Raw genomic sequence first — 25,480 nt, 5'->3', positions numbered from 1 at the left:
GGGGCGTTCCTTAAATGGCATTGAGAATGTCGCGCAGCAGGCTGTCGTGTTTTTGCACAAAGCGATTGAGTGCTTCGATGGCCGCGTTGTAACGCGAGCTGACATCGTTGAGCAGGGTGGTTTTCTCGCTCACTTTGTCATTGAGCGGGCGCGAGCGATCCCCCACGGTGGTGGCCAGATTGGCGACCGGGTTGTTGTCTTTTTCGAAGGCGTAACTGTTTTTCAAATCAGCGGCCTTGATTGCGCCGCTTTCCTTGGGCACGCCGCTCAAAAAGTCCTTGATGCTGATCTGCGTCTTGTTCTTGGCGGTGTCCAGCCGGGTCAGCAGGGCGTACTCCGCGCTCTTTAGCCAGGGTTGCTCTTCGCTGTAGCCATACAGCCCTTTGTCGAGCAAGTTGAGGCCGCCCGCGTCGGTCTTGCTGATGTCGATATCGGATTTGGACGATAACTTGGCATTGATTTGCGCCTGCACCACGCTGTAAATCGACAGCTCACCGGTCAGCTCTTTCAGCTCATCGCGCAGCTTGAGGCGCTTGGCATCTTGCTTCTCCAGCACCCCGACATACACATCGATCACGTCATCGTCGAGTCGATCCGCCGTGAGGCCAAAATGGTTGAGCGCTAAAAAGTCGCTCAGTGGCCACGCGGTGTGGGGGTGGGCGTTGGCATACTCGGTGAGGGTTTTTTTCACGCCGTTAAGGCCGTTTTGCAGCTGGCTTGCATACCCGCCATTGGCAAGCTTGGCGTCGGGCGGCAGCAAAAAGGCCAACACTTTGTTCATCTGTGCCGACGTCAACTCGGTGCCTTCGTGGGACACGCGGATCTTGAGCGTTGCGAGCAGGCTTTGAAGCTCGGTCAGCGCCGCCGCATCGTGACCGCGCAGTTGGTCCAGCGCAGTGCTGGTCACATCGCTGAGAAATTGAGTGGTGTGGGTGTAGTGGCTGATGCTCATGCTGAGTCCTTAAACCATAAGGCCGCGCATCCGGGCAGGGCGCCGCATGCGGCTACCTTCTTCGGCGGCGGGACGTTGGGCGGCGCGCATGCGCTCGACTTCCTTGAGCAATTCTTGCTCGGCGGCTTCAATCAAACGACTCGGACCTGGGCGAAACACCCGGTCGCGCACCTCGGGAGAGAGCCCCAGGCCCTCCCACATTTCCGAGAGCAAACGGCTGCGCTGTGCATTGTTTTCAATGGCCAGTTTTGCCGCCTGGACGGTATGTGCATGGGTGCAAGGGTCTTTGTTCATGCGCTCTATAGTAGGGATAGCGCACGGGCCTTCCTGTCAGGCACGGTCGAGTTTTTGTCGTTTTCGCATGTCTTGTAATGAGCACACGCGGTTGGCGTCCAGCTCGAACCAGCCGGGTTGTGGCTCGCGAGCACCGGCCCAGCGTTGATAGAAACGGCCCAGGCGCGCACCGGCCAACGGGCTGTCGGCCAGCACTTGGACATTGCCGTACAACCAGGCAGGCGCTGGCAGCACGCTGCGCGCCGCTTCGGCCAACACGTACAGCGCAGCAAACGGGTTGGCCAGCCCGAGGCGTTCATCGAGCCTGCGAAACATCACAATCCATACCCGCTGGCCTTCGCAGCGCCACGCCACTTCGCAGCCGCTGTCGACAAATCGCCAGCCCAGTTGAATGCCCGTTTTACGCAAAAAATGCGCGCGCACCCCGTAACCGTGCTGCTCAAACCACTCGCTTAGCGGGTCTCGTTTCACAGGGCAATGCGTCCCAGTGGCTGGATGTTGATTTGCTGCGTCAGCTCCTGATATGACAGCACCGGCAGGCCGTAGTAATCGCTTTCAATCAACTTGCGCACGTAGCGGCGAATGTCCATCGAGACGATCAGCACCGGCTTGCTTTGCATCTGTGACAGGTCGCCTACGGTGTGGCGCACTTGCTGTAAAAACGCCTGCGTCACGCTGGGGTCCAGCGCTAGATAACTGCCTGCGCTGGTCTGGCGGATGCCGCCGCGAATCTGCTCTTCAACCTGCTGATCGAGCAAATACGCGGGCAGGATGTTATTGCCACTCGAATACTTGTGGCAGATATAGCGTTTGAGGCTGCTGCGGATGTATTCGGTGAGTTGCACCACGTCCTTTTCCTTCTGGCCCCATTCCACCATCGCTTCCAGAATGGCCCGCAGGTTACGGATGGAAATGTCTTCGCCTACCAGCCGCTGAAGGATTTCGGTCATGCGTTGCAGGGGGATAATGCGCAGCGCTTCTTTCACCAGCTCGGCGTAGCTGTTTTCCATCTGCTCCAGCAGGTAGCGGGTTTCCTGGATGCCGATAAAGTCTTCGGCGTACTCGCGCAGCACATGCGACAAGTGCCAGGTCAGTACCTGATCCATGCTCAATACGCTGCACCCCGAGCGCTCCAGTCGCGGCTTGTGTTCCTCGCTGACCCACAACGCGGGCTGCCCCGGCAGCACCGGGTCGCCTTCTTCGAAGGGCACGCCGAGCAACTCCAGCTGGCTGCTGCGCTCTTGCACCAGCAATTGCGCCGCTCGCAAGCGCCCTCGCGCCACGGGCACTTCCTGCAACTGGATCAGGTATTCGCCTTCCTTTAGTCCTTCATTGAATCGCAGGTGAATCCCCGGAAACGGCACGCCGAAATCCAGGTACAGGGCGCGCCGCACCCGTATCAGTTCCTCGTTCAGCGAGAATCCCTCAAGACTTTGCTGCATGCTCGCATCGACGTCGATCAGCAGCGGCACGGTCATGGCGAACTCTTCCTTGTCGCTCAGGCGCCCGCCCTTGGTCTTGCCCGAGGACGGTTTGCTGCGGGGTTTGACGGACGGCGCGCCTGCGCCCTGCGCCAGCAAGGTGGGCAAGTCGTGCGACTCGTCGGCGGCCGCCACGCCGTGCTGGCGCAGTACCATCCAGTAACCGCCGCCACCGACCAACAGCGCGAGGGCAAAAAAGGTCACGGTCGGGAAGCCCGGAATCAGGCCGAACAGCACCAGCAATACGCCGCCAATCATCAGCGCTTTGGGTTGAGCCACCACCTGGTCGCCGATGTCGCTGCCCAGATCAGTAGAGCTGTCCGAAGAGTCGCGGGTCACGATGATGCCCGCAGTGATCGCGATCAGCAGCGCCGGTATTTGCGTGACCATGCCGTCGCCCACCGTCAGCACCGAATAGAGCTGCAAGGCGTCGGCGGCGCTCATGCCTTTTTGCGTCACGCCGATGGTGATGCCCGCCAGAATGTTCACGAAGATGATGATCAGCCCGGCGATAGCGTCGCCTTTGACGAACTTCATCGCGCCGTCCATCGAGCCGAACATCTGGCTTTCTTTCTCGATCATCGAGCGCCGATCACGCGCTTCGTTGACGTCAATCACGCCTGCGCGCATGTCGCCGTCGATGCTCATCTGCTTGCCGGGCATGGCGTCCAGCGAGAACCGCGCACTGACCTCCGCAACCCGTTCGGCCCCTTTGGTGATTACCAAAAACTGCACGATGGTGATGATCAAAAACAAAATGCAGCCTACGACCAGATTGCCGCCGACCACAAAATTACCGAAGGTTTCGACGATTTTGCCCGCGTCGGCTTCGAGCAGAATCATGCGTGTGGTGCTGACCGACAGCGCCAGGCGAAACAGGGTGGTAATCAGCAGTACCGCCGGAAACACCGAAAATTGCAGCGGCGAGTTGATATAGACCGACATCATCATCAGCACCACTGAAATGGTGATGTTGATCGCAATCAGGATGTCCAGCAGAAAGGGCGGCAGCGGCAGCACCATCATGAACACCACGGCTAGCAGCATGACTGCCAGCATGATGTCTTTGCGCGCGCCCAGGCGGGTCAGAAACTCCGTGACTTCAGGCATGGGTGTCCCGCAGGCCAAGGAAATGATCGTAAGTGCTACGCGCCCGCTCAAGCTGGCCTTGCACCTGTTGCGCCCGGCTCAGGCACGCCCACAAGGCGGGGTCGTTTTCGCCCTGCGCGAGCAAATGCTCGCAGTGTTGCTCGGCCTGTGCGCCCAGTTCCAATTGCAGTAATGCCACCACCAACGCCTTGCGCGCGGCATGTTGCTGCGGCTCGGCACTCAGCACGGCTTCAAAAAAAGTGCGTGCGTGTGCCGGTTGAGCGCATTGCAGTTGCACCCATCCGAGTAGCAACAGCAGCTTTTGCTCAACTGGTTTTAACGTCATGTCACTCATACCTTGTGCAACAAATTCAGGGCCATGCGCAGCAGATGTTCATCGTCACTGCGTTGCGCGATTAACCCCGCAGCGGCCTGTAACGGTGCGCTGTCCGAGGCCTGGAGTGTGTGGCGTAACCCGTTGAGTGCCTGGCGAAACGCCTGCGGGCGCAGCAGCTCATGGAATTGGCCGGTGGGGCGCGCCAGGTTGAGCCATTGCTGCTCGGCGCGACGGGCCGGGTACAAGGCATCGAAATGTGCCTCGACACTGTGGCCGTCCGGCGGTAACACATAGCGTTCGGGCAGCCCGGCCAGTTCGTGTTCGCTGCCGATTTCGCTGAGCTGTTCGATCCCGATATGCAGGCCGCTGATGCGACTCACGGTGCGATGACTTCGTCGCGCACGCTGATCAGGGTCCGCAGCGCCTGATGCAACACCGGCGCCGTGACACGGCGTGCATCCAGGGTGATGAGTAACAGCAAGCGTGTGTCACCCGACCAGCCACAGCGCAGTGGCAACTCGGGGGCTGCGCGGCTGTAACTGCGCGACATGGCACGCAGCATCCCTTGGTGCGCCTGATGCCACGGCAACTCCAGCGCCAGCCACACGGTCAGGCCGTTGGCGTGTCGCTCCAGTTGCAGGGTGCCCATGTGCTCGAATTCCAGCTGGATCAAATCACTCAAGGGCGAGGGCAGCGCCACGCCCATGTCCTGACAGAACTGGGCCAGCGCCTGATCAATCCACTGCATGCTGTTTACTCATTGGGCTTGCCATTCGTCCTCTTCCTGGTCGATGGCCAAATCCATGGCCAACTGACAGGCATTGAGCAGATTGTGCCGCTGCTCCTCATCGGCAAAGATTTCGATCGGCAACAGGCGCAGCAAGCGCTTTATTTCGCGATAAAAGGTGATCACTTCGGCCACGTTGTTGAACGCCATTGACTGGCCCATGCGCTGAATGTCTTGCACGGTGACCCAGCGTTTATCTACCACGGCCACCAGGTCGCCCATCAAGTCAGAAGGCCCGTATGCCATGCCCTTGTTCTCCTGTGACCAGTGCTTTCCAGAGCGCGTGAACCTGATCGGATAAACCGGCCAGGATTCTGAGCTTGGACATGTCGCTCATCACGCGCTCCAGCTTGATCGGGTCGAGGCGCGTTTGCTGGCTGTCCAGGTCGGCACTCAACGCTTTCATCATGAAGGCGGTCACCCCTTCGATGGCCGAGCTGGCGAAGCGGGCCTGAATGTCATTCCAGGCGGCCGACAGGCCTTTGTAATCGAGCACCGCATCACGGTAGGTGTCGCGCAACGCTTGCACATCGCCCACGCCAAGCTGTTCGGCGTGCAGCGCCAGCGGGCCGATACTCAGGCCGGTTTCAATGGCTGCGCCATGCTCGTCCGCCATCTGCAACAAGGCTTGATCGATCAGCGCCAGCAGAGCACGGGCATCGGTTTTAGTGGCCAGGGTCTGGCGTGCAAACGACAGCGCCACGAACTGATGGCTCACCTCGCCTGAAAAGCCTTTGAGGTACGCCTTGAGCTGCGCCATGTTGGTCAATTGCCCGCTGGCCAGCTGCGCCACCAAGGTTTCAAGTTTTTGTTGGCGTTCGAGGTCGGGCACCTTGTGCAGATACTCTTCGAGCATTTCCTGCACTTCGCTCAGGCGGGCCTGGCCGTCGCTGATCTTGCGTTTTGCGAGTGATTTTTCCACACGTTCGGAAAACGCAAAGGTCAGTTCTTCTGCGGCATCGGCCATTGATTGGCTGGTGGAAATGTACTGCACGCGTTCGCCTTGAAAGCTGCCGCTCAGGCGTGGATCGGGGTTGCGCGATGGCTCGACCTCGCGATCCGGCTGTGCGGTCGGCGCCAGCAGGTTCTGGATGTTGGCCATAGAGGTACTCACTCTCGTGCAGCTTTGAAGAAGAGCGCCATTGTAAAAATGTGCGGGGTGGGGCGGCTGCCAAAATCCGTCGCATTTTTTTAGGCAACCACCCCAATACACCACCACGCCCCGCGCAGAGGTTGGCGCAGGCTGCAGACTGCAGGCTTTGGGTTGCAGGCAGGCAGCGCGTTGTGTGTGTAGGGGGCAATCGAGAGGGGGCCACGTTTGCCACGGTCGGCGAGCGGGCTTAAACCCCAACCAATTTATAAAAACTCGCGACCAAGGTTGAAATTTCCTACAGGTGCTTCTCTTTAGAATGATGGTCAGCCCCAGACCCAAGCCGACCATGCACCTCTCCCTCGAACACGTCACCGATCAGATGCAGCACGTCATCGAGCAATGTCGGCTGATTCAAATTCGTGGCCGTGTGACTCAGGTCACCGGCACATTGCTCAAAGCCGTGGTGCCCGGCGTGCGGATTGGTGAGTTGTGCCATTTGCGTAATCCGGATCACTCGTTGTCGTTGATGGCCGAAGTCATTGGCTTTCAGCAACATCAAGCACTGCTGACGCCGTTGGGTGAAATGCACGGTATTTCCTCTAATACGGAGGTTAGCCCCACCGGCACCATGCATCAGGTGGGCGTGGGCGATCACTTGCTCGGGCAGGTGCTCGACGGCCTGGGCCAACCTTTGCAAGGCCCGCCGTTGGGCGAACCCGCTGCGTGGTACCCGGTGTATCGCGATGCGCCGCCGCCCATGAGCCGCAAACTGATCAGCCAACCCATTTCGCTGGGTGTGCGTACGCTCGATGGCTTGCTGTGTTGCGGCGAAGGCCAGCGCATGGGGATTTTTGCCGCAGCGGGTGGCGGTAAAAGTACGTTGCTGGCCACGCTGATGCGCAATGCCGACGTCGATGTGATTGTGCTGGCGCTGGTCGGTGAGCGTGGGCGTGAGGTGCGCGAATTTATTGAGTCCGATCTGGGCGAGGAAGGGTTGCGCCGTTCGGTATTGGTGGTCGCCACCTCTGACCGTCCGGCGATGGAGCGGGCCAAGGCCGGGTTTGTCGCCACCAGCATTGCCGAGTATTTCCGCGACCAGGGCAAGCGGGTGTTGCTGCTGATGGATTCGGTCACCCGCTTTGCCCGCGCCCAACGCGAAATCGGCCTGGCCGCCGGTGAACCGCCCACCCGTCGCGGTTATCCGCCGTCGGTCTTTGCCGCCTTGCCGCGCCTGATGGAGCGCGCGGGGCAGTCGGATAAAGGCTCGATCACCGCGCTGTACACGGTGCTGGTGGAAGGCGACGACATGACCGAGCCGGTGGCGGACGAAACCCGCTCCATCCTCGACGGGCACATCATCCTGTCGCGCAAGTTGGCCGCGGCCAATCATTACCCGGCCATTGACGTGCTGCGTTCAGTGAGCCGGGTGATGAACCAGATTGTTGCGCCCGGCCACCGGCATGCGGCCAGCCAGGTGCGCGAATGGATGGCCAAATACGAAGAAGTGGAATTGCTGCTCAAGATCGGTGAGTACCAGAAGGGCCAGGACCCGGTTGCCGACCGCGCCATCGACAAGATGCCCGCGATTCGTGACTGGTTGCGTCAGGGCACCCACGAACTCAGCCACTTGGCGCAAAGCCTTGCCCAATTGGAGGCCCTTGCCCTGTGACCTTGCACACCTTGTTAAGCATTAAGTCTTTGCGCGCTCAGCGTGCCGAGCAGGAACAACATCGCCATCAACTGCGGGTGCTGGCCAGTCGCAGTGCGCAAGCGTTGAGCGTGACTGAACATCAGCAGTATCAGCAGTGGCGTCAGGCAGAAGAAGCGCGGCTCTTTGAGCAGTGCAAAGAGCAACCGCTCAACCGTCAAAAACTGGAGCAGTGGCAACAGCAAGTGGCCCTGCTGCGCGAAGAAGAAGCCCGTCTCGAACAGGCCATTGCTGAGCGCGCGCAGGTGCTGGTGCAAGAGCGCGAACTGTGGCGCTTGAGCCAGCGCAAATTGGTGGCCGCGCAGCAGCAAGTCGAAAAATTCACCGAGTTGAGCCGTCACGCGTTAGATGAAGAGCGCCTTATGAATGAGTTGAAAGAAGAAATGGAACTCGATGAATTCCGTCGCCCGGACATCGCGCTATGACCCGCATCACGCCGGTTGAACCCGCAGTACCTGCTGAGCGGAGCGGGCCGAACATCCCGGACAAAGCCTTGCAACACCACTTCGAACAGGTGATGCAGGTGCCCATGACGCAGGATGTGAAACCGCTGCGCCCGACATTGTCGGCGTTGGGCGCTTCGTTTCAAAAAGCCCATGCCGCCTTTGCCGAATTGATCAGGGGCGCAGAGGGCAATAACCCGGCGTTGGAGCCGCGTGAAGTGGCACCAAAGGGCGATGAGCAAACGGCGCCGCTGGGGTCAATGCATCCGCCTGAAACGCCGCCTCGCGAGCACGCTCACGCCAAGAGTGAGACGGCGCCGCTCGACACCGCGCAAGGACTTCAACACGCCTCTGTGCCTCGCCAAAACCTGACGCCGCCTTTTAACCACGCAGCCCCTGCGCTGCGGCCTCAGGCCCCTGTAGTCGCGAGCCAAAGCGGTGAAAAATCGCAGGCCCCTTTTAAGCCAGAAGACGGTGCGCCGCCACACGTAGCCAGCGCGCAGCCACTGCACCCGCCACCTGCCTGCGCTCCGGTTGTGGTTAGCGACAGCGTTGAAAAACCGCAAGTGCCCACCAAACCTGAAGGCAGTGCATTGCCGCCTGCCATCGCGCCTGCTGTCGGCGCCGAAAGGGGCGAAGCGCCTTGGGTGGCCTGCAAAGCACAAGACAGCGCGCGGCCCCTTGCCCCCTCGGCGCAGCGCCCGGCCCCTGAAATACCCGCCGTCGAGGCCCCGCGAACTGCGCCTGCGCCCTGCACCGGTGACAGCGCCAGCCACGACGATCAACCCCACGATGAACCTGCACGGTTTATGGCCCCCGTGGATGATCTGCCTGAGGCCATTGCCCCGTTGATGACCCCCGGCGACAAGCTGCTCGCCCGCTTGCAGCCGAGCCGTGAAGCGCCGCTCTTGACCCGCGATCTACAGCAGTTGCTTAGTGCCTTGCAGCCACACATTCAGTCCGCCGCCACGCACCTGGGCAGCGCCAGTGTGGTGCAGGTGCACTTGCCGCACCTGGGCCACGTTGAGGTGCAGTTGGTGACGGTTCATGGTCAGTTGCAAGTCGACATCCAGGCCAGTCCCGGCAGCCTGTTGCAGTTGCAACTGGCCCGCCAGGATCTGCTGGAGCGCCTGCAACGGCTTAATCCCGAACAACCGGTGCAACTGTCATTCAGCAACTCGCAAGACAGCGACCAGCGTTCGCGCCAACGCCGCAGTGTCTATGACGAGTGGGAGGCGCAGCCGTGAAGGCGTTGCCCTTAAATACCGTCGAGCCGCAGGAATGGGCGTTGCAACAACGCCTGGCGTCTTGCCGCAGTCGCTTCCCGGTCAATGACGGGCATGCGCAGTTGGGGGTGAGCCAGCCACCTGCGGGGTTGGACCTGGCGTTGCATGTGCATTGGCGCGGCGTGCCGTTGCGTTTGTTGTGTCATCGCGCCTGCCTGGCGCAATGGCTGGCGCCACGTTTGCAGGAGGCCGCTTTTGCACGCTTGCCGGCCGCATTGCAACTGGCCCTGCTGGAAGTCGAAGGCGCGCCGTTCACCGGGTTGGTGTGGGACGCCATCGAACCTTATTGCGCCAGCGCCGCAGCGGTGTGTTTGAGCCTCAGCCTGTCACGCGGCGGCGAGCAACTGGTGTTCTGGATCGAGGGTGATCCCCGGGCCTTGCTGGCGTTGTTGCCCGCCCGCCCGCTGCGCGAAATGCGCCCGATTGCGCTGCTGTTGTCGTTGCAATGGGGCCCGGTGCAACTGACTCCGGCGCTGCTCAACTCAGTCTGCACCGGCGACCTGTTGCTGTTGCCGTCCCGCCAACAGGTGCAAAGCCCGCTGTTGGTCTATGTCGAAGGTCGCCCGTGGGCGCACGTTCTCCCCGAAGAAAACCACCTTAAGGTACTTGCCATGCACACCCCAGCCCCCACTGAGCCCGAGCACGCGCTGGCCGGCCTTGAACAACTGCAAGTGCAGGTCAGTTTCGAGGTGGGCCGCCAGACCCTCGACCTGCAAAGCCTGGCAGCACTGGAGCCGGGGTCGTTGATCGACCTGGCGTGCGGGCTGGAAGGTGAAGTGCGGATTCTGGCCAATCAGCGCTACGTGGGCACGGGGGAACTGGTGCGTATCCAGGACCGTTTGGGTGTACGCGTCACCCGCTTGCTGGCGAGCAGCGCAACATGATTCAACTGCCAGACGAACTCAGTCTGATCATGGGGTTGGCATTGTTGGCCCTGTTGCCGTTTATCGCGGTGATGGCGACTTCGTTTATCAAAATGACCGTGGTGTTTTCACTGCTGCGCAACGCGCTGGGCGTGCAGCAAATTCCGCCAAACATGGCGATGTACGGGTTGGCGATCATTTTGAGCGTGTACGTGATGGCGCCCGTGGGTTTTGCTACCCGCGACTACCTGAAAACCCATGACGTGAGCCTGAGCAAAACCGAGTCGGTGGAGTTGTTTCTCGATGAAGGCATGCAGCCGTATCGTGACTTTCTTAAACGCCAGATCCAGGCGCGCGAGCACGCGTTTTTTGTCGACAGCACGCGCCAGATCTGGCCCGCCGAATACGCCGATCGCCTGGAACCTGACAGCCTGCTGATTCTGTTGCCCGCGTTTACGGTCAGCGAGCTGACACGGGCCTTTGAAATCGGGTTTCTGATCTACCTGCCGTTCATTGCCATCGACTTGATCATTTCCAACATCCTGCTGGCGATGGGCATGATGATGGTCTCGCCGATGACCATCTCCCTGCCCTTCAAGTTGCTGCTGTTTGTGCTGCTTGACGGCTGGGCGCGCCTCACCCACGGGCTGGTGATCAGTTACGGGGTGTGGCCGTGAACAACGCCGACATTCTGCACTTCACCAGCCAGAGCCTGTGGCTGGTGCTGGTGCTGTCTATGCCCACGGTGCTGATTGCGGCGGCGGTCGGCACCCTGGTGTCGCTGCTGCAAGCGCTGACGCAAATTCAGGAGCAGACGCTGGGCTTCGTCGCCAAGTTGGTGGCGGTGGTGGTGACGTTGTTTGCCACGGCCGGCTGGATGGGCAATGAGCTGTTTACCTTCGCAGACATGACCTTGCACAAAGTCGCGCTGGTTCGATGAGCATTCAGGACCTGCAACAGTTGTTGTTGGCCTACACGCTGTTGTTGCCGCGCATCCTCTGCTGTTTTGTGGTGATGCCGATCCTGAGCAAACAGATGCTGGGTGGCGGGCTGGTGCGCAACGGCGTGGCCTGTTCGCTGGCGCTGTTTATCTACCCGGCGGTGGCGGGCACGTTGCCGCTGACCATCACCGGGCTGGACCTGGCGCTGATGATCGGCAAGGAAATCCTCCTCGGCCTGTTGATCGGCTTTGTCGCGACCATTCCGTTTTGGGCGATTGAGGCCACCGGTTTTATCATCGACAACCAGCGCGGTGCTTCGATTGCCTCCACCCTGAACCCGACGCTGGGCAGCCAGACCAGCCCCACCGGGCTGTTGCTGACGCAAACGCTGATCACGCTGTTCTTCAGCGGCGGGGCCTTTTTGATGCTGCTCGGGGCGCTGTTCCAGAGTTACGTGAGTTGGCCGGTGGCGACATTCTTTCCGCAGGTGGGTGAGCAATGGGTGGTTTTTTTCTACAGCCAGTTCAGCCAGTTGCTGAGCCTTTGCGTATTGCTGGCTGCGCCGTTGCTGATTGCCATGTTTCTGGCAGAGTTCGGGCTGGCGCTCATCAGTCGTTTTGCGCCGTCCTTGAACGTGTTCATTTTGGCGATGCCGATCAAAAGCATCATCGCCAGCTTCCTGCTGGTGATTTACCTCAACGTGCTGATGACACACGCCTATGACAGCCTCTTGCTGGCGCTGGACCCGGTGGCCCTGTTGACGCCGATTCTGGGTGGCCAATGAGCGGCGAAAAAACCGAGCAGCCCACGGCCAAAAAACTGCGCGATGCGCGGGACAAAGGCCAGGTGGTCAAAAGCAAGGAGGTGGTGTCCACGGCGTTGATTCTGGCCTTGGTCACGCTGTTCATGACCTGCTCGGAATACTACATGGAGCATCTGGGCGGCTTGATGCTGATGCCCGCCAACTACCTGAACCTGCCGTTCGGTCAGGCCTTTGAGCTGGTGCTGGAAAACCTGATGCAGGAGTTGGTGTACCTGTGCCTGCCCATCTTGGTGGTCGCCGCCCTGGTGGTGATCGTGTCGCACTTGGCGCAGTACGGTTTTTTGCTCAGTGGCGAGTCGATCATGCCGGACCTGAAAAAGATCAACCCGGTGGAAGGCGCGAAGAAAATATTCTCGATCCGCAGCCTGGTGGAGTTTCTCAAGTCTGCGCTCAAGGTTGCCCTGCTGTCGTTGCTGGTATGGGTCACGCTGGAAGGCAACCTCAATGCGCTGATTCGTCTGCCCGCGTGTGGTTTGGGCTGCATTGCGCCGATTGTCGGGCTGATGCTCGAACAGCTGATGCTGGTGTGCGGGGTCGGGTTTGTGCTGATTTCGGCGGCCGACTATGCCTTCGAGCGTTACCAGCACAACAAGCAACTGCGCATGAGCAAGGATGAGATCAAGCGCGAGTACAAGGAGATGGAAGGCAGCCCCGAGATCAAGAGCAAGCGCCGTCAGTTTCATCAGGAGTTGCAAACCAGCAACCTGCGGGCCGATGTGAAACGCTCCTCGGTGATCGTCGCCAACCCGACGCATATCGCCATTGGTATTCGTTATGTGCGCGGTGAAACGCCGCTGCCGCTGATCACCCTCAAATACACCGACGCGCAGGCATTACGGGTGCGGCGCATGGCCGAAGAAGAGGGCATCCCGGTGCTGCAACGCATCCCGTTGGCCCGCGCGTTGTATCAGGGCGGACACGTGGATCAATACATCCCCGCCGACTTGATTGAACCCACGGCAGAGGTGTTGCGCTGGTTGGCGGACCTGCACAAAGAGGCCACCTGACCTCGGCTTTGTAACATCTGGCAATGTGTCGCTGATGTGGTTTTTTGCATCAAACCATTGCCCGGCCTGATCGGGCATTCCCCCCACTCTCGCCACCACAGGAACTCGGATGCTTGAGCTTGTTGCTGCGTTTATCTGCCTGACGTCACTGCTGACGTACGTGAATTACCGTTTTATCGGCCTGCCGCCCACGATTGGCGTAATGGTCACAGCCCTTGTGTTTTCCCTGCTGTTGCAAGGCTTGAGCGTGCTCGGTTATCCGGGCCTCGAAGACCGCGTGCAACAGTTGATCGGCCAAATTGATTTTGGCGATCTGTTGATGAACTGGATGCTGGGCTTTCTGCTGTTTGCAGGTGCCTTGCACGTTAACTTCAATGACGTGCGCAGTTACCGTTGGCCGATTGGGCTGCTCGCCACGGTGGGTGTGCTGATCGCCACCACGGTGATTGGCAGTCTGGCGTACTGGATTTTCGGCCTGTTCGGCTGGCACATCAGCTTTTTGTACTGCTTGTTGTTTGGTGCATTGATTTCGCCCACCGACCCGATTGCCGTGCTCGGCGTGTTGCGGACCGCCAACGCGTCCAAACCGCTGAAAACCACCATCGTGGGCGAGTCGCTGTTCAACGACGGCACCGCTGTGGTGGTGTTCACCGTGTTGCTGGGTATCGTGCAACTGGGTGAAACCCCCAGCGTCAGCGCCACGGCCATGATGTTTGCCCACGAAGCCATTGGCGGCGTGGTGTTTGGCGGGCTGATCGGTTATCTGGTGTACCGGATGATCAAGAGCATCGAGCAGTATCAGATCGAAGTGATGCTCACCTTGGCGCTGGTGATTGGCGGCTCGGCGATGGCCAGTGAGCTGCACGTCTCGGCACCGATTGCGATGGTGGTGGCCGGTTTGATCATTGGCAACCTGGGCCGCAACAAGGCGATGAACGAGATGACCCGTCGCTACCTGGACGGCTTTTGGGAGCTGCTGGATGACATGCTCAACGCATTGCTGTTTGCGTTGATCGGCATGGAGCTGTTGCTGCTGCCGTTCTCGTGGCTGCATTTGCTGGCCGCCAGTGCGTTGGCAGTGGCGATCCTGTTGTCGCGTTTGCTGACCGTGGCCCCGGCCATTGTGCTGCTGCGCCGCTGGCGTGCGGTGCCGCGTGGCACCATTCGCATCCTGACGTGGGGTGGCTTGCGCGGCGGGGTTTCGGTCGCGCTGGCACTGGCCTTGCCGCTGGGGCCGGAGCGTGACTTGATCCTGAGTATCACCTACATCGTGGTGTTGTCGTCGATCCTGTTCCAGGGCCTGACCATCGGCAAACTGGTCAAGCATGTGACCAAAGACACCCCTGTTTCGGCTGAGGCCGATAACGCGCATTAATCCCCCTCCCGGCAGGCTGCGAGCTTTTGGATTGAACGATCAAAAGACCGCAGCCTGCGCCTACTCCTACGCTGGAGTGCGACTCGTCTTACCTTGACTACACTGAATTCGTTTGGCTGAAGGTGCTTTCAGCGATGGGCTGAGTGTGCCTATAACGAAAAAGGGGAAAGGGATGAGTACATCTGCGACTTACGCACCGCCATCGGGAGCGCCCAGGCGCCATACCGGTGCCTATATTTTGATCATTGCGGCCTTGGTGGCCCTGGCCATCACGGCCTGGCGATTCTTTACGCCGTTGTCCGGTATTGATGGCTCCGGCGGGGCGATGACAGCGATGTTCGCTGAAGTGGTGATGGTGGTTCTGGGCCTGTTACTGGTTAAAAGTCACACAGGCGGGCTGCGCGGTTTTCTGCTGTTTTTGAGCTGGGTCGGGATCGTCGGGACCTTTGTCGCTGCACTGTTTTTGCACGGTTGGTTGACCGCGGCGGTGCTGGCTGTGGGCGCGATAGGCGTTGTGATCGAAACCTTCACTCAACCGGCCAGGAGCGCGTGACATGAATGGACTGAAAAAGCACCTGTTGGGTGCACCGGCCCTGTGCATTCTTGCGGGCATTAGCACCGCTCACGCCCAGACCTATACCGTACCGCCGCCGTTGCTGGCACCTTCCAGCGTGTCGGCCGAAAGCGCCAGGCTGGCGATACCTGACGGCAAAGAATGGGACAGCTTTCACGGCCAGTTGAGTTCGCAGAAATACTCGCCTCTCACGCAAATCAATAAAGACAACGTCGGCCAGCTGACCAAGGTCTGGCAATATTTCACCGGCGACATGTCCACCGGCACCGGCAAGATTCCGCCGTCGGTCTGGTCGGCCACGCCGATTTTTGCCAATGACACGCTGTACGTCGGCACGCCTTTTTATCGCATCATTGCCCTCGAACCCGAGACCGGCAAAGAGAAGTGGGTCTTTGATACCAAGTCGCCCTTGGTGGCCGAAACCCAGCCTGCGTTGAAGTCGCGTGGCGTGGCCTATTGGCAGGAGAAAACCCCGCAAGCGGGTGTTGCCTGCCAAAAAGTCGTGTATCTGGGCAACATGACCGCCCAGCTGTACGCCGTCGATGCGGACACCGGCAAACCGTGCGAGAAGTTCGGTAAAAACGGTGTGGTGGACGTCAACCAATGGAACACCGTTAACGCCAAATGGCCGCTGTCGGTGCTGCAACCGCCTACGGTCATCGGCGACAAACTGATCGTCGGTTGGGCCGGTAAGGACTGGGAGTACGAAGTTGAATCGCCAGGTTCATTGTTCGCACTCAACGCACGCACCGGTGAGCTGGAGTGGGAGTTCAAGCCGATCCCGGAAGAAGAGGCAGGTAAAACCGGCACCGCCAACATCTGGACCGCCATGTCCTATGACCCGGCGCTGGGCTTGCTGTACATCCCGGTCTCTTCGCCATCGCCCAATTACTGGGGTGGCAACCGCACCAAGCCGATTCCGCTCGGCACTTCAACCACCGCACTGGACATCAACACCGGCAAGGTGGTCTGGTCGCGGCAGTGGGTTCACCATGACATTTGGGACTACGACATCAACTCGGCCCCGACGTTGATGGACATCACGGTCAATGGCAAGCCGGTAGCCGCGCTGGTACAGGCGACTAAAATGGGCTTCCTGTTTACCGTTGACCGCCGCACGGGTGAGGACGTGTGGCCGATTGAAGAGCGTGCGGTGCCGCAAGGTGATGCTGAGGGCGAGGTGTATTCGCCGACGCAACCGTTCCCGACCAAACCTGCGCCGTTGATGGATCAGTCGAAAAAACCGGCGATCTGGAAAGTCGCCGACATTGTGGGCCTGGGGCAGTGCTCGAAGATGTGGGACGGCCTGGAATACAACGGCATGTACTCGCCACCTTCCACCAAAGGTAACGGCGTGCTGGCGTACCCGGACAGTGCGGGCGGCGTGCAGTGGGGCGGCGTTGCGTTCGATCCGGTGAGCCAGGTGGCAATCGTCAACACATCGCACATCGTGCAGATGATCAAGCTGTGGGACCGCGCCTCGTATGACAAGCAACCGAAAGAGGCAGGTAACGAAAACGGCTTCTACCCGCAAATCGGCGCGCCGTATGGCATGTCGTTGCTGAACGCGCAGAACTGGGCCGGCATGCCGTGCTGGGCGCCGCCGTTCGGTGAAATCGTGGCCCTGGACATGCGCACCGGTGACGTGAAATGGCGTCGTCCGATGGGTGCCGTGCAACAGTGGGGCTGGTACATGCCTGAAGACATGGGCTCGCCGACCATTGGTGGCCCGGCCGTGACTGCGGGCGGGGTGATTTTCATCGGTGCTTCGATGGACGCCAAGGTGCGTGCTTACGCACTGGAGGACGGCAAAGAGTTGTGGTCGGACATCGTCATGGCGCCTGCCGTGGCCAACCCTGCGGTGTATGAGTACAAGGGGCGGCAATACGTAGCGTTTGTGGCGGGCGGTAACTCGATCATGAAAGACCAGGTGGGTGATCAGGTGGTGGTCTACGCATTGCCCAAATAATGCGTGGCACCTGAACCGCCCGCAGGCTGCGAGCCTTTGATTTTAAAAGCTCGCAGCCTGCGGCATCGACTACGGTTAGGAGGACAACCGCTGCAACTGTTCGCTGGCGCGTTGGGCAAACAGTTGCAGCAGCCCGTCGAGTGTATGCGGGCCCGGTTCGTCGGCACGGGTCAAGGCGTACAGCGTGATCGGCAATGCCGGTGTCAAAGGCCGTATCCGCGTGCTCTCACATGAGGCACCCAGCGCGGTAAACGGATCAATCACTGCCAATCCGGCACCTGACTCCACCATGGCTCTGGCCAGCGAATAGGTTTGCACCGCGATGTTGATGCGCGGCGGTGGTTCGACGGTGTTCAGGTAACTTTCAAACCGCGCAAACAGCGGATCGGCACTGCTCAGACCAATTAACGGTGCGTTGGCCAGTTCATCCAGTGCCAAGGGTACACCGAGGTCTTTTTCGGCCCAGTAGTCCCTGGGTGCCAGCGCCACTAAAACCCCGTGAGCCAACGCCTGTGCCTTGAGCCCTGGGTGTTCGGGTTGCTTGAAAGTGAGGGCCACGTCCAGTTCGCGCATCAACAGGTTTTGCACCAGTTCCCGGGTATGCGCGCTGGCCAGCTCGCACTGGGTATCGGGATAACGGCGCGTCCATTCGCTGATCACCGGCGGCATCAGTGACAAGGCCAGGGCTGGCGTGCTGCCAATGCGCAACCGGTGCCCGGGTTGGCGGCGCAAGCTTTCAGCCAGCCGCTGTACCCCTTGCAGGCTTTCAGTGACCTTGTCGACTTCGCGCTCCAGCAGCAAGGCTTCGGGCGTGGGCTGGAGTTTGCCGCGTACCCGTAAAAACAGCGCAAACCCCAACTGCAACTCGGCGTGCTGCAACACCTTGCTCACCGCCGGTTGCGAAACGTGCAGTAACTGCGCCGCCGCGCTCACCGAGCCGGTTTGACGAATAGCCTGGAAAACTTCGATATGTCGCAAGCGCATGGCTGTAGTCCATAACCTTTGTTTATGGGTTAAGCATCTTTATTCATTGTTCGGCGCCTGTCACCTGCCCCTAATCTGAGGTTCGCATAACTTTGGGTTAAGGACTGACATGGCACAGCGGGTTTGCATCATCGGCGGTGGCGTCATTGGGCTGGCAACGGCGTATGCGCTGGTGCGTGACGGCTTTGTAGTGACGCTGATCGAAGCCCAGCCCACGCTGGGCAGCCAGACCAGCTTTGCCAATGGCGGCCAATTGTCCTATCGCTACGTGGCACCGTTGGCAGATGCTGGCGTGCCGTGGCAGGCCATGGGCTGGCTGTTGCGCGCCGACTCACCGCTCAAGCTGCGCCCGCGCATGGACCCGGCCCAATGGCGCTGGCTGGCCGCGTTTGTCGGCGCCTGCCGTGGTTCGGTGAATCAGCGTAACGGTGCACATTTGCTGCGTTTGGCGCTATTGAGCCAGGCAACGTTGCAACAGTGGCGCGAAGAAGACCAACTGAGCGGGTTTGGCTGGCGACGAAACGGCAAGCTCGTGGCTTTTCGTGAGCAGGGCCATTTCGATAAAGCCCGGCAAAACGTTAGCCACAGCCCTTTCCAGCACGCGCTGTCGGCCAGTGAATGCGCAACGCTTACGCCGGGTCTACAAGGGTCAAGTTTTGTGGGTGGCATTTACACGCCGGATGAAGAAGTGGGTGATTGCCACGCGTTTTGCCAGCAGTTGGTCGCGCGCTTACAGGCTTCTGGCCGTTGCACCTTTGTGCTTGGCAAGCCCGTAACGGGTGTGGTGCACAGTCACGGTGCCGTGTCGGCCGTGGACATGGGCGATGAGCGTTTGCAGGTCGATCAACTGGTCCTCGCGGCGGGCCACAACAGCCCGGCGCTGAGCTTGCCCGGTCTGAACCTGCCGTTGTATCCGCTTAAAGGCTACAGCCTGAGTTTGCCGCTGGCCGACGTGGAAAAAGCCCCGCACGTGAGCATCACCGACTACGACCGCAAAATTGTTTACGCAAGGATTGGCGAGCAACTGCGTATCGCGGCAATGGTCGACATCGTGGGTTTTGACCCGGCCCCGGACCCCAAACGCCTCGCACAAATGCGCCAACTGGCGCGCAGCACCTTCCCTGAGGCGGGCGACTATGCCCAGGCCACTGAGTGGGCTGGCATGCGCCCTGCAACACCCACCGGTGTGCCGATTCTGGGCGCCAGTGGTTATCGCAACCTGTGGCTCAATCTGGGTCATGGCGCACTGGGTTTCACCCTGGCCTGTGGCAGCGGCCGTTTACTGGCCGAGTTGATCGCGCAACGTCAAACGTCCATCCACATGCACGGCCTTGCGCCGCATGCCGCATGAATCTGTAGTTCACAACAAGGAAAGCCCGATGACCCTTCACCGCATTAACAGCAATGAGCGATTGAGCGCTGCCGTGACGTTTGAGGCGCTGGTGTTTTTGTCCGGTCAGGTGCCGACTCAAACCGTGGATATTGCTGCGCAAACCGCGGAAGTCCTTGGCAAAATCGACGCCTTATTGGCCGAGACCGGCAGTGACAAGGACCACATTCTCAATGCCACGATTTACCTGCAAGACATCCAGCGCGACTTCGCCGCCATGAACACGGTGTGGTCTGCCTGGTTGTCAGCCGGTAAGGCGCCGACCCGCACCACGCTGCAAGCCGAACTGGCGCGGCCCCAGGTGCTGGTTGAAATCAGCGTGATTGCTGCACGTCGTTAATCTGTTTTAAAGGGGAAATAAGAAGATGAAAAAACTCACCTTGATCAGTTGCACGTTGGGCCTGTTGATCAGTCAGGCAGCATCCGCCACAGAGGCGCCATTGCAGGGCGCACTGAAGAAAATTGCCGACTCGGGCAGCATCACGCTGGGCTACCGCGATGCTTCGGTGCCGTTTTCCTATGTGGGCGATAACACGGGCAAACCGATGGGTTACTCCGTCGATCTGGCGAATAAAATCGTCGAAAACGTGCAAAAGAAGCTGGGCGATAAACCGCTGAAAATCAAATACAACCTGGTGACGTCGCAAACCCGTATTCCTCTGGTGCAAAACGGCACGGTGGATCTGGAATGCGGTTCCACGGGTGTGACGGCGGAACGGCAAAAGCAGGTGGCGTTCTCTTATGGTTTTATTTACGTCAAAGGCCAGTTGTTGACCGCCAAGGACAGCGGCATCAAAGGCTTTGATGATCTGCGCGAGAAAAACGTCGTGACCACGGCGGGTACCACCAATGAGCGTTTCATCAAAAGCTACAGTGCCGATCACAAAATGGGCATGAATGTGATCAGCGCCAAAGACCACGGTGAGGCGTTCAAAATGCTCGAAACCGGGCGCGCAGTGGCGTTTTACATGGATGACGCGCTGCTCTATGGCGAACGCGCCAAGGCCCGTGACCCGCATAACTGGGTGGTGGTGGGGGATGAACAATCGCGTGAAATCTACAGCTGCATGGTGCGCAAAGACGATCCGCAGTTCTTGGCGGTGGTGAACCAGACCCTGGCCGACCTGTACCGCTCAGGTGAAATCACGGGTATTTACCAGCGCTGGTTCGAACAGCCGATCCCGCCCAATGGCTTGAATCTGGAGTTCCCGATGACGGCCGAACTCAAGCAAATCATTGCCAAGCCCGTGAGCGATCCCGTGGAGTAAACCGCCACTGACCTGTTGAGGGCCTGTAGCAGCCGAGCACCGCGAAGCTGCGTCAGGCCATTCGGGGCGAGTGACCTGACGCAGCCTGCGGCAGTGGCTACGGTTTTTTAGGCAGTGGCAGCGCCAGCAACACGCATGAACTCGCCAACAGCAGCGGGTTCCAGCTGATAGCGCCGCACACCACAAACATCAGGCTCATACCGGCCTGCCCGAGGGCTGCGCCGCGCAGCACTTTGCCAGACACAAACCAGACCCCCAGGGCCACCTCCAGCAGCGGGATGACAGCGTTGACGACGGGCATTCCCGTTTTAACCAGCCACTCAATCACCGCAACAGTAAGCCCTGCGTAAGGCGCGGCCTGGACAGCGGGATTGCCCAGCGCACCCTGCAAAAATGCGGTGGCATCGAACCCGTAGAGCCACTTACTCAGCCCGGCCCATAGCCAGAACCCGCCCAGTACAGCGCGAAAGCCCCAGATGAGCGGCGTCATGCGATGGCCGTTCTGCGGGACAGGCCCAGCGACAGCATCCCGATCAGGGTGACCACAAACAAGGCGAAGAACAGACCCGCGATAGCGACGTTAGTCTGCAACGGCAAGGCGCTGGCCGCCGCGCAAGCCGCAGAACCAAACGCAAGCATCAGGCACCCTTGCAGGCTGGCAGCAACACCTGCCCGGTCAGGGAACAGCGACATGGAGCGGGCCAGCGCATTGGAGAAAATGAACCCCTGCCCAAATGCAATCAGCATGATGCCAGCCAGCGCAGTCGCCAGGCGCAGTTCGTTGGGGGTTGAGGCGATAACGGCTGCGCCCGTCACGAAGAGTGCGGCGCCCGCCCACATTAATTTTGCGGGGGCGATGAACTTGATTAAAAAGCGGTTGATCAACGTGCCTGTCAGGTAGCACGCGCCTACGCCTAATGCCGTGGTCCCGAAGAATTGGGCGCTGTACCCCAGGCGGTCCTGCACGATGTAGGGGCCGATAACGTTCCACAACAAAAAGGCAGAAAAACTGGCGCCCAGAATAATCACTGACGCGCGGAAATTGCTATCGGCCAGAATTGCGCCATAGCCAGCCACTGTCTGAAGCGGGCTTCTTCTGCGCTCAACGGGCAGCGATTCTTTCAGGCCCGCCATGACGAACGCCAACACCACGAGGCCATAGACGGCGTAGAGAACGAAGTTATATCTCCAGCCAAAATGTACCTCAATGGCGCCCCCAATATAGGGCGCGATCACGGGGCCCAAGCCGAAAGCCAGGCTCAGGTAAATAATCGCCACCGTAAATCGAGGACCTTTGACCGTATCGACCAGTACCGCTCGCGCTACGACCTGACACGCGCCAATGGCAAAGCCTTGTAAAGCCCTGGCGACGAGTAGCATTTCAATGGAGGACGATGTGGCCGCCATGACGCTCCCGGCCAGGAACAGGCCAAGCCCCAGCAACACGGCCGGTCTGCGTCCCCACGCATCCGCCAGAATGCCGAAGAACAGTTGCCCGATGGCGTAGCACAGCAGGGTGATGGTGATGGTGTTCTGCATGAGCGACGGGCTGGCGTCCAGTTCCCGCCCAATGGAGGGGATGCTTGGCGCGTAGAGGTCAATGGCGATGCCGCCGACGCTGTTGATCAGCGGGGCCAGAAAGACGATGAAGTTTTCGTAACGCTTATTAGTAACCATAGATAAGCCTCAAAGGCCCGGGTGACGAGCGTCACCCGGGCCGGGATACGTTAAGCGGATGCCGCAAGGGCATAGTTTTGAGGTCGCACCAAGCCCAGCGGCTTGTGCTCCCACGACATCGGCGGGCTGAGTCGTGAAGCAACTACGCGGGGGGCCTGGCTGTAGTAGGTGCCCCAGTTGACCTGCTGATCTTTCACGCGGCTATGGTCGGCCTGCCCCAGATCGTCCAGGCTGACGTCGATCTGGCCCAGAATCTGTCGAACCTGTTCAGTGGCTGTCAGCACGACGAGGCCGTAGTTATGCAGGGCCAGCGTTTTGAGGACCGTGTTGAGCAGGTATCTGCCAGCACCGCTGCCGCTTTGAAAAGAAGCAAACGCCCCGATTTCTGCAATGCGCGCACGGCCAATGGCATAGGAGGTGTCGAGCGATTCATCCAGGTATTGCTCGCTGAACAGCGTGCCGGAATCACCATAGGTGATGCCCAGGCAGGCAAACCCTGGTGCTGCGCCATCGGCTTGGGTCAGGCAGACGAACAGGTCCGGTTTTGGCTCAGGCGTCGCGCCGTAATGCTTCAAGTAGTTATCGCGCACGGCCTCCTGAACGCAGCGATAGCCCGGTCGGTCGCGGTAGAAATTGCGTACTAAGTACATAAGGCTTCCTTTCGCTTATGCGTACAACGAGTCAAGGAAGCGAGCTTCAATTTCAGCGCGACGTGGACGCCCGGTGACGGTGTAGAACTGCTCTCTGAAACCGGAAATGTCATTGATCACTTGGATCCGGTCAATCCGCGCAAAGTCCGCCAGGCGATGTTCCAGTTTGGCCATTTCGGCCCGCACGGTTGGCGCGTCTGCGGACGAGAGCACCAGTGCACAAGGTTCATCCTTGCCCTCACCCATCACGATCATGTCGTCGATCAGCGGGCTTTCTTTGTAGACGTTTTCAACCCACTCGGGCGAGATGTTGCGTGCGGTGGACAGGATGATGACGTGCTTTTTTCGTCCGGTGATATACAAAAACCCGTCGCGCAAATCGGCAATGTCGCCGGTGTGCAGATAGCCATCGGACAGATCGCAGGAGGTGTCATCCGAGTTGTAGTAACCGGCACACAGGGTGGGTGTTTTGACCAGCAATTCACCGTTCACGAACTTGGGCTCGATCCCGTCCAGCAGCTTGCCGGCAGAACCCAGTTGGCGTTCAGCGGGTGAGTTCAGGGAAATGATCGATGAGTTTTCGCTCAGGCCATAGGCTTCGAATACCTGCACGCCTTTGGCGTCCAGTTCGTGGAGCACGCTGGCCGGTATTTTGGCGCCACCGGTAATGATGTGCGGCTGGTTATTGCCGAACAACTGCTCGCGGGTGTGGGTTTCCAGAAGCAGGTTGGCTTCTTCCAGCAATTTTGGCGGGAGGTACAGGAAGTTCGGCTCGTTTGGCGCGATCAATTCCAGGTAATGCCGCGCATTGCCGCTCGCCGAACCGTACTCTGCGATGCCTTTTGGCATCAGCGTCAAGGTGCCGCCCGAGAGGATCGGGATGAACACGCCGAGCACCTGTTCGATGAGCAGGCTCATGGGAACAATGGAGAAGTAATGGAGGGGCTGCTGCGGCAGTCGCTTCATTACATTGTCAACGAGCAGCCCTACGGCCTCGTCCCGGATCAAGACCCCTTTTGGCTTAGAAGTAGTGCCCGAGGTGTGGATAACCGACACGATACCTTCAGCCAGGCGCTCATCCTCGTGGCTCCAGGCTTCGTGCGTCTGGCCTGTCACCAATTGGGCAGGTATGAAACATGGCTTGGACGGCAGGATGTGAGCCATCCGGCTTTTGGTCTTTTCATCGCTGACAAATACAGCGCTGGCTTTGCCCAGCAGGCTCTCGATTTGATCGTCGGAGAACTCGATAGGCACGGGCAGCAGAACACCGCCCACTTTCTGGATCGCCAGCAGCGTATAGACCCATTCGTAGCAAGAGCGCATGGCAATGCCGAACACCTTGCGCTCGCAGCGACCCACGCGTTCTTCAAGGGCGCTGGCCAGACGGTTCACATCGTTGCGCAGTTCATACAGGGTATAGCTGCGGCCGTTCATTTCTTTGATAACGACCCGGTCAGGGGTGCCGGTCAAATAGTCCTGCATTTTTTTAGTGATCATTGATCAATCCCTCCTACACGATAACTTTGGGCACCAAAAATACGGCGGGACTGATCGTCGAGGCGGCGACGGCCGTGCATGACGCGGGTGTTATCAATCACGACGATATCGCCTTTCTTCCAGAAGTGGCTGTAGGTGTTGCGCGCGGTAACGTCTTTCAACTCATCCCATATATCGAGGGATATATCGTCGCCGTTTTCCCATGTAATGCGGGGTGGCTCATAGTTAACACTTGGGCCAAGCATGGAGTTGCAGAAGGCTTGTTTACCACCAAAGCAGCTTGTTTCCACGGCTGAAATGATTAATTGCGAGTGGATTAAGTTCTGGTCAATTCGGCGATAAGTTTGGCCGGTCACTTTTTGGTTAACGAGTTCCAGGTGCTCATCGGTGATGTCTTCGAGAGGCCGCTCAAGTTCAACACTCAGAAAACGCTTAACGTTATTCCATGGAATACGGCGCGAATATTTTATCGGTGTGTTTTCGAACAATTTGCGTGTTTTGGAAGACAGGTCAAAGAGCACCTTCTGGCCGTCACACATTGTTGTTTCAGAGCCCACCGAAGCGGCTTCAAGGCAGAAGAACCATTGGATATCAGGGTTGAACGGCAGGTTGCCGTTTTCCCGATGCAGGCCCATTTCATGCAAGCCGGCAATAATCTCGGCGGTGTTGGCAGTCGATGTGGTGCGCGCAGGATCGAACGTGACTCTCGACGAGTGAGCGCTGACAAAATCGTTAAAATCTTGAAGTGTGTCGCTAAAATCGCGGTAAATCACGACGCCGCTGTGGGCGAGGTCACCGTACAACTCCTCAGTGCTGACCGACGTGAGTGCCTTGACGTCAGGCTCTACTGCATAAAGGCACTCAAATCCAAAGCCTGGTGTAGGTTGGCGATAAAACGGGAAATCTAACGACTGCGCTTGAGCCAGCATCGAACGTTCCTCCTGGAGGGTGAGCTCTGGTAGCCATTGCTGCTACCGGTGAACACACAGTAA

General features: G+C 59.3%; 29 protein-coding genes. 14 read left to right on the top strand and 15 right to left on the bottom strand.

The annotated features are described in order from the left end of the window. Positions 1–10: 10 nt before the first annotated feature. From ACP7A4_RS06440 to sctW, 9 genes are read right to left on the bottom strand one after another with little or no spacing between them, the layout of a single operon-like run. Entirely contained in the window at positions 11–952 is a 942-nt protein-coding gene (locus ACP7A4_RS06440) for a virulence-associated V antigen (RefSeq protein ID WP_203301982.1), read from the bottom strand. Positions 953–961: 9 nt separating this feature from the next. Next, positions 962–1,246 (bottom strand): LcrG family type III secretion system chaperone, encoded by a 285-nt coding sequence (locus tag ACP7A4_RS06435; protein ID WP_236442874.1) that lies wholly within the window; start codon positions 1,244–1,246, stop codon positions 962–964. Between the two features lie 36 nt (positions 1,247–1,282). After that, positions 1,283–1,717: an LcrR family type III secretion system chaperone gene (locus ACP7A4_RS06430; protein ID WP_203301980.1), complete on the bottom strand. Its 435-nt coding sequence runs from the start codon at positions 1,715–1,717 to the stop codon at positions 1,283–1,285. Beyond that, positions 1,714–3,837: a type III secretion system export apparatus subunit SctV gene (gene sctV / locus ACP7A4_RS06425; RefSeq protein WP_426246066.1), complete on the bottom strand. Its 2,124-nt coding sequence runs from the start codon at positions 3,835–3,837 to the stop codon at positions 1,714–1,716. The genes ACP7A4_RS06430 and sctV overlap by 4 nt, the downstream gene beginning before the upstream one ends. Further along, positions 3,830–4,162 carry a tetratricopeptide repeat protein gene (locus tag ACP7A4_RS06420; protein ID WP_059765466.1) on the bottom strand — a complete coding sequence of 111 codons (333 nt, stop codon included), beginning with the start codon at positions 4,160–4,162 and terminating at the stop codon, positions 3,830–3,832. The genes sctV and ACP7A4_RS06420 overlap by 8 nt, the downstream gene beginning before the upstream one ends. A gap of 5 nt (positions 4,163–4,167) precedes the next feature. After that, entirely contained in the window at positions 4,168–4,533 is a 366-nt protein-coding gene (locus tag ACP7A4_RS06415; protein ID WP_426246064.1) for a YscX family type III secretion protein, read from the bottom strand. Further along, positions 4,530–4,901, bottom strand: coding sequence for a type III secretion chaperone SycN (gene sycN, locus ACP7A4_RS06410; RefSeq protein ID WP_426246062.1), 372 nt, complete (start codon positions 4,899–4,901; stop codon positions 4,530–4,532). Before sycN ends, ACP7A4_RS06415 begins: the two co-directional genes overlap by 4 nt. A 9-nt stretch (positions 4,902–4,910) precedes the next feature. Next, positions 4,911–5,186 carry a TyeA family type III secretion system gatekeeper subunit gene (locus ACP7A4_RS06405; protein WP_426246060.1) on the bottom strand — a complete coding sequence of 92 codons (276 nt, stop codon included), beginning with the start codon at positions 5,184–5,186 and terminating at the stop codon, positions 4,911–4,913. Further along, on the bottom strand, positions 5,167–6,042 hold the full coding sequence (sctW, locus tag ACP7A4_RS06400; protein WP_059765461.1) for a type III secretion system gatekeeper subunit SctW: 876 nt from the start codon (positions 6,040–6,042) through the stop codon (positions 5,167–5,169). The genes ACP7A4_RS06405 and sctW overlap by 20 nt, the downstream gene beginning before the upstream one ends. Before the next feature lie 337 nt (positions 6,043–6,379). Here sctW and sctN point away from each other — a divergent pair, with 337 nt between their 5' ends. The 11 genes from sctN to ACP7A4_RS06345 all read left to right on the top strand — a co-directional run bounded on the left by sctN (position 6,380) and on the right by ACP7A4_RS06345 (position 17,022). Then, the gene (gene sctN / locus ACP7A4_RS06395; RefSeq protein WP_048364298.1) at positions 6,380–7,702 is read left to right on the top strand and encodes a type III secretion system ATPase SctN; all 1,323 of its coding nucleotides are present in this window, start codon (positions 6,380–6,382) and stop codon (positions 7,700–7,702) included. Further along, the gene (sctO, locus tag ACP7A4_RS06390) at positions 7,699–8,166 is read left to right on the top strand and encodes a type III secretion system stalk subunit SctO (protein WP_059765458.1); all 468 of its coding nucleotides are present in this window, start codon (positions 7,699–7,701) and stop codon (positions 8,164–8,166) included. Before sctN ends, sctO begins: the two co-directional genes overlap by 4 nt. Continuing rightward, positions 8,163–9,431, top strand: a complete 1,269-nt coding sequence (locus tag ACP7A4_RS06385; RefSeq protein ID WP_426246057.1) for a type III secretion system needle length determinant — start codon at positions 8,163–8,165, stop codon at positions 9,429–9,431. The genes sctO and ACP7A4_RS06385 overlap by 4 nt, the downstream gene beginning before the upstream one ends. Continuing rightward, complete coding sequence (sctQ, locus tag ACP7A4_RS06380) at positions 9,428–10,354, top strand: type III secretion system cytoplasmic ring protein SctQ (RefSeq protein ID WP_120752335.1); 927 nt, start codon at positions 9,428–9,430, stop codon at positions 10,352–10,354. Before ACP7A4_RS06385 ends, sctQ begins: the two co-directional genes overlap by 4 nt. After that, entirely contained in the window at positions 10,351–11,010 is a 660-nt protein-coding gene (sctR, locus tag ACP7A4_RS06375; protein ID WP_048364107.1) for a type III secretion system export apparatus subunit SctR, read from the top strand. The genes sctQ and sctR overlap by 4 nt, the downstream gene beginning before the upstream one ends. Then, entirely contained in the window at positions 11,007–11,273 is a 267-nt protein-coding gene (gene sctS / locus ACP7A4_RS06370; protein ID WP_048364300.1) for a type III secretion system export apparatus subunit SctS, read from the top strand. Before sctR ends, sctS begins: the two co-directional genes overlap by 4 nt. Further along, complete coding sequence (sctT, locus tag ACP7A4_RS06365) at positions 11,270–12,058, top strand: type III secretion system export apparatus subunit SctT (protein ID WP_048364108.1); 789 nt, start codon at positions 11,270–11,272, stop codon at positions 12,056–12,058. The genes sctS and sctT overlap by 4 nt, the downstream gene beginning before the upstream one ends. Next, on the top strand, positions 12,055–13,104 hold the full coding sequence (sctU, locus tag ACP7A4_RS06360; RefSeq protein ID WP_059765454.1) for a type III secretion system export apparatus subunit SctU: 1,050 nt from the start codon (positions 12,055–12,057) through the stop codon (positions 13,102–13,104). The genes sctT and sctU overlap by 4 nt, the downstream gene beginning before the upstream one ends. Positions 13,105–13,213: 109 nt before the next feature. Further along, positions 13,214–14,479 carry a cation:proton antiporter gene (locus ACP7A4_RS06355; protein ID WP_059765451.1) on the top strand — a complete coding sequence of 422 codons (1,266 nt, stop codon included), beginning with the start codon at positions 13,214–13,216 and terminating at the stop codon, positions 14,477–14,479. Positions 14,480–14,651: 172 nt separating this feature from the next. Then, on the top strand, positions 14,652–15,032 hold the full coding sequence (locus ACP7A4_RS06350) for a hypothetical protein (RefSeq protein ID WP_048364111.1): 381 nt from the start codon (positions 14,652–14,654) through the stop codon (positions 15,030–15,032). A 1-nt stretch (position 15,033) separates the two neighbouring features. Beyond that, positions 15,034–17,022: a pyrroloquinoline quinone-dependent dehydrogenase gene (locus ACP7A4_RS06345; protein WP_059765448.1), complete on the top strand. Its 1,989-nt coding sequence runs from the start codon at positions 15,034–15,036 to the stop codon at positions 17,020–17,022. Between the two features lie 75 nt (positions 17,023–17,097). Here the strand turns inward: ACP7A4_RS06345 and ACP7A4_RS06340 are convergent, their stop codons facing one another. Next, on the bottom strand, positions 17,098–18,006 hold the full coding sequence (locus ACP7A4_RS06340; RefSeq protein WP_059765446.1) for a LysR family transcriptional regulator: 909 nt from the start codon (positions 18,004–18,006) through the stop codon (positions 17,098–17,100). Positions 18,007–18,115: 109 nt separating this feature from the next. Here ACP7A4_RS06340 and ACP7A4_RS06335 point away from each other — a divergent pair, with 109 nt between their 5' ends. The 3 genes from ACP7A4_RS06335 to ACP7A4_RS06325 are packed head-to-tail and all read left to right on the top strand — an operon-like array spanning position 18,116 to position 20,664. Next, positions 18,116–19,357 (top strand): D-amino acid dehydrogenase, encoded by a 1,242-nt coding sequence (locus tag ACP7A4_RS06335; RefSeq protein WP_426246052.1) that lies wholly within the window; start codon positions 18,116–18,118, stop codon positions 19,355–19,357. 28 nt (positions 19,358–19,385) lie between these two features. Further along, a complete protein-coding gene (locus tag ACP7A4_RS06330) occupies positions 19,386–19,736 on the top strand; it encodes a RidA family protein (RefSeq protein WP_426246050.1) in 351 nt (116 codons plus the stop codon). A gap of 25 nt (positions 19,737–19,761) precedes the next feature. Continuing rightward, a complete protein-coding gene (locus ACP7A4_RS06325) occupies positions 19,762–20,664 on the top strand; it encodes a transporter substrate-binding domain-containing protein (RefSeq protein ID WP_059765442.1) in 903 nt (300 codons plus the stop codon). Between the two features lie 97 nt (positions 20,665–20,761). Here ACP7A4_RS06325 and ACP7A4_RS06320 read toward each other — a convergent pair whose 3' ends face one another. Genes ACP7A4_RS06320 through ACP7A4_RS06300 form a run of 5 tightly spaced genes read right to left on the bottom strand, consistent with a single transcriptional unit; the run spans position 20,762 to position 25,417 of the window. Further along, complete coding sequence (locus tag ACP7A4_RS06320; protein ID WP_426246048.1) at positions 20,762–21,154, bottom strand: hypothetical protein; 393 nt, start codon at positions 21,152–21,154, stop codon at positions 20,762–20,764. Continuing rightward, the gene (locus tag ACP7A4_RS06315; protein WP_048364118.1) at positions 21,151–22,341 is read right to left on the bottom strand and encodes a multidrug effflux MFS transporter; all 1,191 of its coding nucleotides are present in this window, start codon (positions 22,339–22,341) and stop codon (positions 21,151–21,153) included. The genes ACP7A4_RS06320 and ACP7A4_RS06315 overlap by 4 nt, the downstream gene beginning before the upstream one ends. 50 nt (positions 22,342–22,391) lie before the next feature. Further along, positions 22,392–22,991: a thermostable hemolysin gene (locus tag ACP7A4_RS06310; protein ID WP_048364119.1), complete on the bottom strand. Its 600-nt coding sequence runs from the start codon at positions 22,989–22,991 to the stop codon at positions 22,392–22,394. 15 nt (positions 22,992–23,006) lie between these two features. Then, positions 23,007–24,488: an AMP-binding protein gene (locus tag ACP7A4_RS06305; protein WP_203301973.1), complete on the bottom strand. Its 1,482-nt coding sequence runs from the start codon at positions 24,486–24,488 to the stop codon at positions 23,007–23,009. Further along, the gene (locus ACP7A4_RS06300) at positions 24,485–25,417 is read right to left on the bottom strand and encodes a TauD/TfdA family dioxygenase (protein WP_059765436.1); all 933 of its coding nucleotides are present in this window, start codon (positions 25,415–25,417) and stop codon (positions 24,485–24,487) included. Before ACP7A4_RS06300 ends, ACP7A4_RS06305 begins: the two co-directional genes overlap by 4 nt. Between the last annotated feature and the right edge of the window lie 63 nt (positions 25,418–25,480).

This window comes from Pseudomonas sp. TWR3-1-1 (genome assembly GCF_049896545.1).
Lineage (GTDB): Bacteria > Pseudomonadota > Gammaproteobacteria > Pseudomonadales > Pseudomonadaceae > Aquipseudomonas > Aquipseudomonas weihenstephanensis.
The sequence above is the reverse complement of the archived record's forward strand: the minus strand, read 5'-3'. Positions and strand labels throughout refer to the sequence as shown.

Bases quoted from the DNA above. Each gene is read 5' to 3' on its own strand.
- sctU (WP_059765454.1), top strand. From the start codon at position 12,055: ATGAGCGGCGAAAAAACCGAGCAGCCCACGGCCAAAAAACTGCGCGAT.
- sycN (WP_426246062.1), bottom strand. From the start codon at position 4,901: ATGCAGTGGATTGATCAGGCGCTGGCCCAGTTCTGTCAGGACATGGGC.
- ACP7A4_RS06435 (WP_236442874.1), bottom strand. From the start codon at position 1,246: ATGAACAAAGACCCTTGCACCCATGCACATACCGTCCAGGCGGCAAAA.
- ACP7A4_RS06330 (WP_426246050.1), top strand. From the start codon at position 19,386: ATGACCCTTCACCGCATTAACAGCAATGAGCGATTGAGCGCTGCCGTG.
- ACP7A4_RS06405 (WP_426246060.1), bottom strand. From the start codon at position 5,186: ATGGCATACGGGCCTTCTGACTTGATGGGCGACCTGGTGGCCGTGGTA.
- ACP7A4_RS06440 (WP_203301982.1), bottom strand. From the start codon at position 952: ATGAGCATCAGCCACTACACCCACACCACTCAATTTCTCAGCGATGTG.
- ACP7A4_RS06335 (WP_426246052.1), top strand. From the start codon at position 18,116: ATGGCACAGCGGGTTTGCATCATCGGCGGTGGCGTCATTGGGCTGGCA.
- ACP7A4_RS06325 (WP_059765442.1), top strand. From the start codon at position 19,762: ATGAAAAAACTCACCTTGATCAGTTGCACGTTGGGCCTGTTGATCAGT.
- ACP7A4_RS06300 (WP_059765436.1), bottom strand. From the start codon at position 25,417: ATGCTGGCTCAAGCGCAGTCGTTAGATTTCCCGTTTTATCGCCAACCT.
- sctW (WP_059765461.1), bottom strand. From the start codon at position 6,042: ATGGCCAACATCCAGAACCTGCTGGCGCCGACCGCACAGCCGGATCGC.
- ACP7A4_RS06345 (WP_059765448.1), top strand. From the start codon at position 15,034: ATGAATGGACTGAAAAAGCACCTGTTGGGTGCACCGGCCCTGTGCATT.
- ACP7A4_RS06350 (WP_048364111.1), top strand. From the start codon at position 14,652: ATGAGTACATCTGCGACTTACGCACCGCCATCGGGAGCGCCCAGGCGC.
- ACP7A4_RS06315 (WP_048364118.1), bottom strand. From the start codon at position 22,341: ATGGTTACTAATAAGCGTTACGAAAACTTCATCGTCTTTCTGGCCCCG.
- ACP7A4_RS06310 (WP_048364119.1), bottom strand. From the start codon at position 22,991: ATGTACTTAGTACGCAATTTCTACCGCGACCGACCGGGCTATCGCTGC.
- sctN (WP_048364298.1), top strand. From the start codon at position 6,380: ATGCACCTCTCCCTCGAACACGTCACCGATCAGATGCAGCACGTCATC.
- ACP7A4_RS06355 (WP_059765451.1), top strand. From the start codon at position 13,214: ATGCTTGAGCTTGTTGCTGCGTTTATCTGCCTGACGTCACTGCTGACG.
- sctR (WP_048364107.1), top strand. From the start codon at position 10,351: ATGATTCAACTGCCAGACGAACTCAGTCTGATCATGGGGTTGGCATTG.
- ACP7A4_RS06305 (WP_203301973.1), bottom strand. From the start codon at position 24,488: ATGATCACTAAAAAAATGCAGGACTATTTGACCGGCACCCCTGACCGG.
- sctT (WP_048364108.1), top strand. From the start codon at position 11,270: ATGAGCATTCAGGACCTGCAACAGTTGTTGTTGGCCTACACGCTGTTG.
- ACP7A4_RS06340 (WP_059765446.1), bottom strand. From the start codon at position 18,006: ATGCGCTTGCGACATATCGAAGTTTTCCAGGCTATTCGTCAAACCGGC.
- sctV (WP_426246066.1), bottom strand. From the start codon at position 3,837: ATGCCTGAAGTCACGGAGTTTCTGACCCGCCTGGGCGCGCGCAAAGAC.
- ACP7A4_RS06385 (WP_426246057.1), top strand. From the start codon at position 8,163: ATGACCCGCATCACGCCGGTTGAACCCGCAGTACCTGCTGAGCGGAGC.
- ACP7A4_RS06420 (WP_059765466.1), bottom strand. From the start codon at position 4,162: ATGACGTTAAAACCAGTTGAGCAAAAGCTGCTGTTGCTACTCGGATGG.
- ACP7A4_RS06320 (WP_426246048.1), bottom strand. From the start codon at position 21,154: ATGACGCCGCTCATCTGGGGCTTTCGCGCTGTACTGGGCGGGTTCTGG.